This is a genomic window from Nonomuraea monospora, from assembly GCF_039531895.1.
GTDB lineage: Bacteria > Actinomycetota > Actinomycetes > Streptosporangiales > Streptosporangiaceae > Nonomuraea > Nonomuraea monospora.
Genome location: NZ_BAAAQX010000125.1, coordinates 1 through 523, shown reverse-complemented (window position 1 = coordinate 523; position 523 = coordinate 1). Strand labels below are relative to the sequence as shown.

At 33.8% G+C, this 523-nt stretch carries 1 protein-coding gene; it reads left to right on the top strand.

What is annotated here, in order from left to right:
- Nucleotides 1-310, top strand: a 310-nt coding sequence (locus tag ABD331_RS60805; protein WP_000328014.1) for an IS1380 family transposase, incomplete at its 5' end; no start/stop codon positions are given.
- Nucleotides 311-523: the final 213 nt, after the last annotated feature.

Below are 523 nucleotides of genomic sequence, written 5' to 3'. Positions count from 1 at the left end.
CTATGAAAAGCGTGGTAATGCTGAAAACTATATCAAAGAAGCCAAATACGACATGGCGGTGGGTCATCTCTTGCTAAAGTCATTTTGGGCGAATGAAGCCGTGTTTCAAATGATGATGCTTTCATATAACCTATTTTTGTTGTTCAAGTTTGATTCCTTGGACTCTTCAGAATACAGACAGCAAATAAAGACCTTTCGTTTGAAGTATGTATTTCTTGCAGCAAAAATAATCAAAACCGCAAGATATGTAATCATGAAGTTGTCGGAAAACTATCCGTACAAGGGAGTGTATGAAAAATGTCTGGTATAATAAGAATATCATCAATAAAATTGAGTGTTGCTCTGTGGATAACTTGCAGAGTTTATTAAGTATCATTGCAGCAAAGATGAAATCAATGATTTATCAAAAATGATTGAAAGGTGGTTGTAAATAATGTTACAATGTGTGAGAAGCAGTCTAAATTCTTCGTGAAATAGTGATTTTTGAAGCTAATAAAAAACACACGTGGAATTTAGGTTAGAC